This is a genomic window from Pseudomonas sp. (assembly GCF_032058845.1).
In the GTDB taxonomy this organism is placed as follows: Bacteria; Pseudomonadota; Gammaproteobacteria; order Pseudomonadales; family Pseudomonadaceae; genus Aquipseudomonas.
The window spans coordinates 5,107-9,063 of record NZ_DAMCCR010000042.1 but is presented as its reverse complement, the minus strand read 5'-3'; the positions used below and the strand labels follow the sequence as shown (position 1 = coordinate 9,063).

General features: G+C 65.5%; 6 protein-coding genes. 3 read left to right on the top strand and 3 right to left on the bottom strand.

The window, feature by feature from the left end; translation table 11 throughout:
* Positions 1-721 (top strand): response regulator (locus RT028_RS10190; RefSeq protein ID WP_312934636.1); only part of this gene is annotated, 721 nt, incomplete at its 5' end.
* Positions 722-742: 21 nt separating this feature from the next.
* Here the strand turns inward: RT028_RS10190 and RT028_RS10185 are convergent.
* Positions 743-895, bottom strand: coding sequence for a DUF3309 family protein (locus tag RT028_RS10185; RefSeq protein WP_312934635.1), 153 nt, complete (start codon positions 893-895; stop codon positions 743-745).
* A gap of 222 nt (positions 896-1,117) precedes the next feature.
* Between RT028_RS10185 and RT028_RS10180 the strand changes: the two genes are divergently transcribed.
* Together RT028_RS10180 and csrA are read left to right on the top strand one after the other, a co-directional pair.
* Complete coding sequence (locus RT028_RS10180; RefSeq protein ID WP_312934633.1) at positions 1,118-1,927, top strand: SDR family oxidoreductase; 810 nt, start codon at positions 1,118-1,120, stop codon at positions 1,925-1,927.
* 122 nt (positions 1,928-2,049) lie between these two features.
* On the top strand, positions 2,050-2,238 hold the full coding sequence (gene csrA / locus RT028_RS10175; RefSeq protein WP_312934632.1) for a carbon storage regulator CsrA: 189 nt from the start codon (positions 2,050-2,052) through the stop codon (positions 2,236-2,238).
* A gap of 9 nt (positions 2,239-2,247) precedes the next feature.
* Here csrA and RT028_RS10170 read toward each other — a convergent pair whose 3' ends face one another.
* Both RT028_RS10170 and RT028_RS10165 read right to left on the bottom strand, forming a co-directional pair.
* A complete protein-coding gene (locus tag RT028_RS10170) occupies positions 2,248-2,481 on the bottom strand; it encodes a YheU family protein (RefSeq protein ID WP_312934630.1) in 234 nt (77 codons plus the stop codon).
* 213 nt (positions 2,482-2,694) lie between these two features.
* Positions 2,695-3,879: an osmoprotectant NAGGN system M42 family peptidase gene (locus RT028_RS10165; RefSeq protein ID WP_312934628.1), complete on the bottom strand. Its 1,185-nt coding sequence runs from the start codon at positions 3,877-3,879 to the stop codon at positions 2,695-2,697.
* Between the last annotated feature and the right edge of the window lie 78 nt (positions 3,880-3,957).

Below are 3,957 nucleotides of genomic sequence, written 5' to 3'. Positions count from 1 at the left end.
GCAGCAACTGACGTACCTCGGTCATCAGGTGCGGGTGGCCGAGGATGGCGCACAAGCCCTGCGCGAGTGGTTGCAAGCGCCGTTCGATGTGGTGATCAGTGACTGCAACATGCCGCGGCTGGGCGGCCACGCCCTGGCCCGGGCGATCCGCGAGCATGAGCGCAGGCGCCAGCTGCCGGCCTGCCGGCTGATCGGTCTGACGGCCAATGCGCAGCGCCAGGAGCGCCTGCGTTGCCGGGCGGCGGGGATGGATGAGTGCCTGTTCAAGCCACTGGCCCTGGGCAGCCTGGCGCAGGCACTGGCACCTGTGCGACCGCTGACGCAGAGCACAGCGCCTTCGCTGGCCACCTGTGCTGCGCCCGGCGATGTGCTGCTGAACACTGCGCATCTGCAGCGTCTGGTCAATGGCGATAGCCACGCCCTGCAGGCACTGCTCGAGGCGTTACGGCGCAGCGTGCAGGATGATCTGCAACGTCTGGATCACGTTGGGCCAGAGGTTCAGGCGATTGGCGAACTGGTGCATCGGATCAAGGGCGGGGCGCGCATCGCTGGTGCGACGGCACTGGCCGAGGCCTGTGAGCAGGTCGAAGGGTGCTGTCAGGCGGGTACTGCAGGAGGCGGGCTGGAGCGCGAATTGGCGGCGTTGCGCCAGGTCATGGAGAGGTTGCAACGGAGCCTGGCCGAACAGGTCATGCCAGGCACCGTCGAACAAGCGCCCTGAGCGAGGCTCAGGGCGCTGCGGTCAGATCCGACCGAGGACCAACAGAATCAGCAGCACCACGAGGATGACGCCGATGATGCCGGACGGGCCATAGCCCCACGACCGCGAGTGAGGGAACACTGGCAGGCCGCCTACCAGCAGCAGAATCAGGACGATGACGAGAATGGTGGTCATGGGGAGAATCCTTGCGTGAGCGAATGGGTCGGAGTCGAGCGTCCGTTAATCCGTCGAAAGTGGCCGCTTGTAAAATCCGACTAGCGGGGTGTGAAAAAAGTTTTATCAATTTTTCACCCATTTGCATTTCATGCCGCTTTATTCAGCACCGTGATCGTTAGCGGCCCAGGCGGCGTGCTTGGCTAGACTGCGGCATTCCACTTCGACAGCGAGGCGCGCAGCATGCTCAAGCGAATGATGATCACCGGTGCAGGCTCGGGCCTGGGGCGCGAGCTGGCCCTGCGCTGGGCTCGCGAAGGCTGGCAGCTGGCCTTGGCCGACCTTCACGAAGACACCGCCCGCGAGACCTTGCGACAGGTGCGTGAAGCCGGCGGTAATGGCTTCACGCACGTGTGCGACGTGCGCGATTACAGCCAGCTCACCGCGCTGGCGCAGCGCTGCGAGGCGCAGTGGGGCGGCATCGATGTGGTGGTCAACAACGCGGGTGTGGCCTCGGGCGGGTTCTTCGCCGACCTGTCGCTGGAGGACTGGGACTGGCAGCTCTCGATCAACCTGATGGGCGTGGTCAAGGGCTGCAAGGCGTTCGTGCCGCTGCTCGAGCGCAGCCAGGGGCGGCTGATCAACATCGCCTCGATGGCGGCGCTGATGCAGGGCCCGGGCATGAGCAACTACAACGTGGCCAAGGCCGGGGTGCTGGCGCTCTCAGAGAGCCTGCTGGTGGAACTGCGCCCGTTGCACGTCGCGGTGCACGTGGTGTGCCCGTCCTTCTTCCAGACCAACCTGCTGGACTCGTTCCGCGGCCCCGACCCGGCCATGAAGGCCCAGGTCGGCAAGCTGTTGGAGAGCTCGCCGATCAGCGCCGCTGAAGTGGCCGAGGCGATCTATGCCGGTGTCCAGGCCGGCACCTTTCTGATCCTGCCCCACGAAGCCGGTCGCGCGGCCTGGCAACTGAAATGCCAAGACCCGGAGCGTCTGTACGACGAGATGACTGACATGGCGGTGAAGATGCGCGCCAAGCGCGGCCCTCGATAGTGGCAAGTCTGTAGGCACCGTTACCAGCGCTTGTAGGAAACGTCTCGATTCGCCGCGCTCTGTTGAGCCTGGCACAGCACCCCGTCAGTCTGCGCCCTTCATAACCACGGTTGGAGGGCGACATGCTGGTATTTGTCAGAGAGATCGGCGAGTCCCTGGTGATCGGCGATGACATCATCATCAAACTGGTGGACATCAAGCGGGGCGTGGTGCGGCTGGGCGTGACCGCGCCGCGGCAGGTCGAGGTGCACCGCTGCGAGGTCTACAAGCGGATCCAGGCGCTCAAGGGCAAGACGGCCGGGAGCCGCTGAACGGGTCGATCAGCGTTGTTCTAGCAGTTCGGGTGGCACGTCGTGCTTGGCCAGCAACTGGCATTGCTGGCTCTCGACGTCGAACAGAATGAACGCCTGACCTTTGGCGAGCGCCTGGCGCACGCGCAATACGCGCGTCTCCAGGGGGGTGTCGTCGCCGTTGTCGGTGCCGTCGCGGGTGACGAAGTCTTCGATCAGCCCGGTCAGGGTGTCGGCTTGAAGTTGCTCATAGGGAATCAGCATGGGGGTCCAGGCGATTGAGTGAAAAGTTACCTCATGCTACGTGAAAGTGTTTCAAACCGCGTGGGAATTGCGGCGCTATCCGCTATTGCACAAGGGACAGCGCGCTGAGGTTACGCGCGTTCAGCACGCCTGGGCTGCAGCGCAGGCTGACCGGAGTGGCGACGCCGGCACGGGCGCGGCGCGCCTGCCGCGAACACGGCAAGCGCGCAGACCTTACGGCTTTTGCCCGACCAGGCTGTCCACCGCCGGCACGCGGGTATCGCTCTCCATCTGCGCATCGTGTTCCAGCTGATGGCTGAAGCGTTCGAGCGAGCCATTGGCCGGCTGCGAGTCACTGGCGAACACCGGAGGGCTCATCAGGTAGGCGACCAGCAGGCGGCTCAGCGCAGCCAGGCTGTCGATGTGCGTGCGCTCGTAACCATGGGTGGCGTCGCAACCGAAGGCCACCAGTGCGGTGCGGATGTCGTGGCCGGCGGTGACGGCCGAATGGGCATCGCTGAAGTAGTAGCGGAACAGGTCGCGGCGCACCGGCAGCTCTTGCTCGGTGGCGAGGTTCAGCAGGTGTCGCGACAAGTGATAGTCATACGGCCCCGACGAATCCTGCATGGCCACGCTCACCGCATGCTCGCTGGAGGCCTGGCCCGGCGCGACCGGCGCAATGTCGATGCCGACGAACTCGCTGACGTCCCACGGCAACGCACCTGCCGCGCCCGAGCCGGTTTCTTCAGTGATGGTGAACAGCGGGTGGCAATCGATCAGCGGCTGCTGGCCGCTTTCCACGACCGCCTTGAGCGCGGCCAGCAAGGCCGCGACACCGGCTTTGTCGTCCAGGTGGCGGGCGCTGATATGGCCACTGTCGGTGAACTCGGGCAGGGGGTCGAAGGCCACGAAGTCACCGATGTTGACGCCCAGCGCCTCGGCATCGGCGCGGGTGGTGCTGTAGGCGTCGAGGCGCACTTCGACGTGGTCCCAGCTTACCGGCATCTGGTCGATGGCGGTGTTGAAGGCGTGCCCGCTGGCCATCAGCGGCAGCACGCTGCCGCGCATCACGCCGGCGTCGGTGAACACGCTGACGCGGCTGCCTTCGGCGAAACGGCTCGACCAGCAGCCCACTGGCGCCAGGGCCAGGCGGCCGTTGTCCATCACCTGACGCACGCTGGCGCCGATGGTGTCGAGGTGCGCCGAGACCGCCCGGTCCGGCGAGTTCTGCCGGCCCTGCAAGGTGGCGCGGATGGTGCCGCGGCGGGTCAGCTCGAAGGGAATGCCCAGCTCTTCGAGGCGTTCAGCCACGTAGCGCACGATGGTGTCGGTGAAGCCGGTGGGGCTGGGAATCGCGAGCATTTCCAGCAGCACGCGCTTCATGTAGTCGAGATCGGGCTCGAGTTGTCGTTCAGACATCGTCAGGGCTCCTTGGGGTATCGAAAAAGGGCGATGGCATCAGGGCGTTGAGCGCGCGATTCGGGCTGCAAGGCCGTG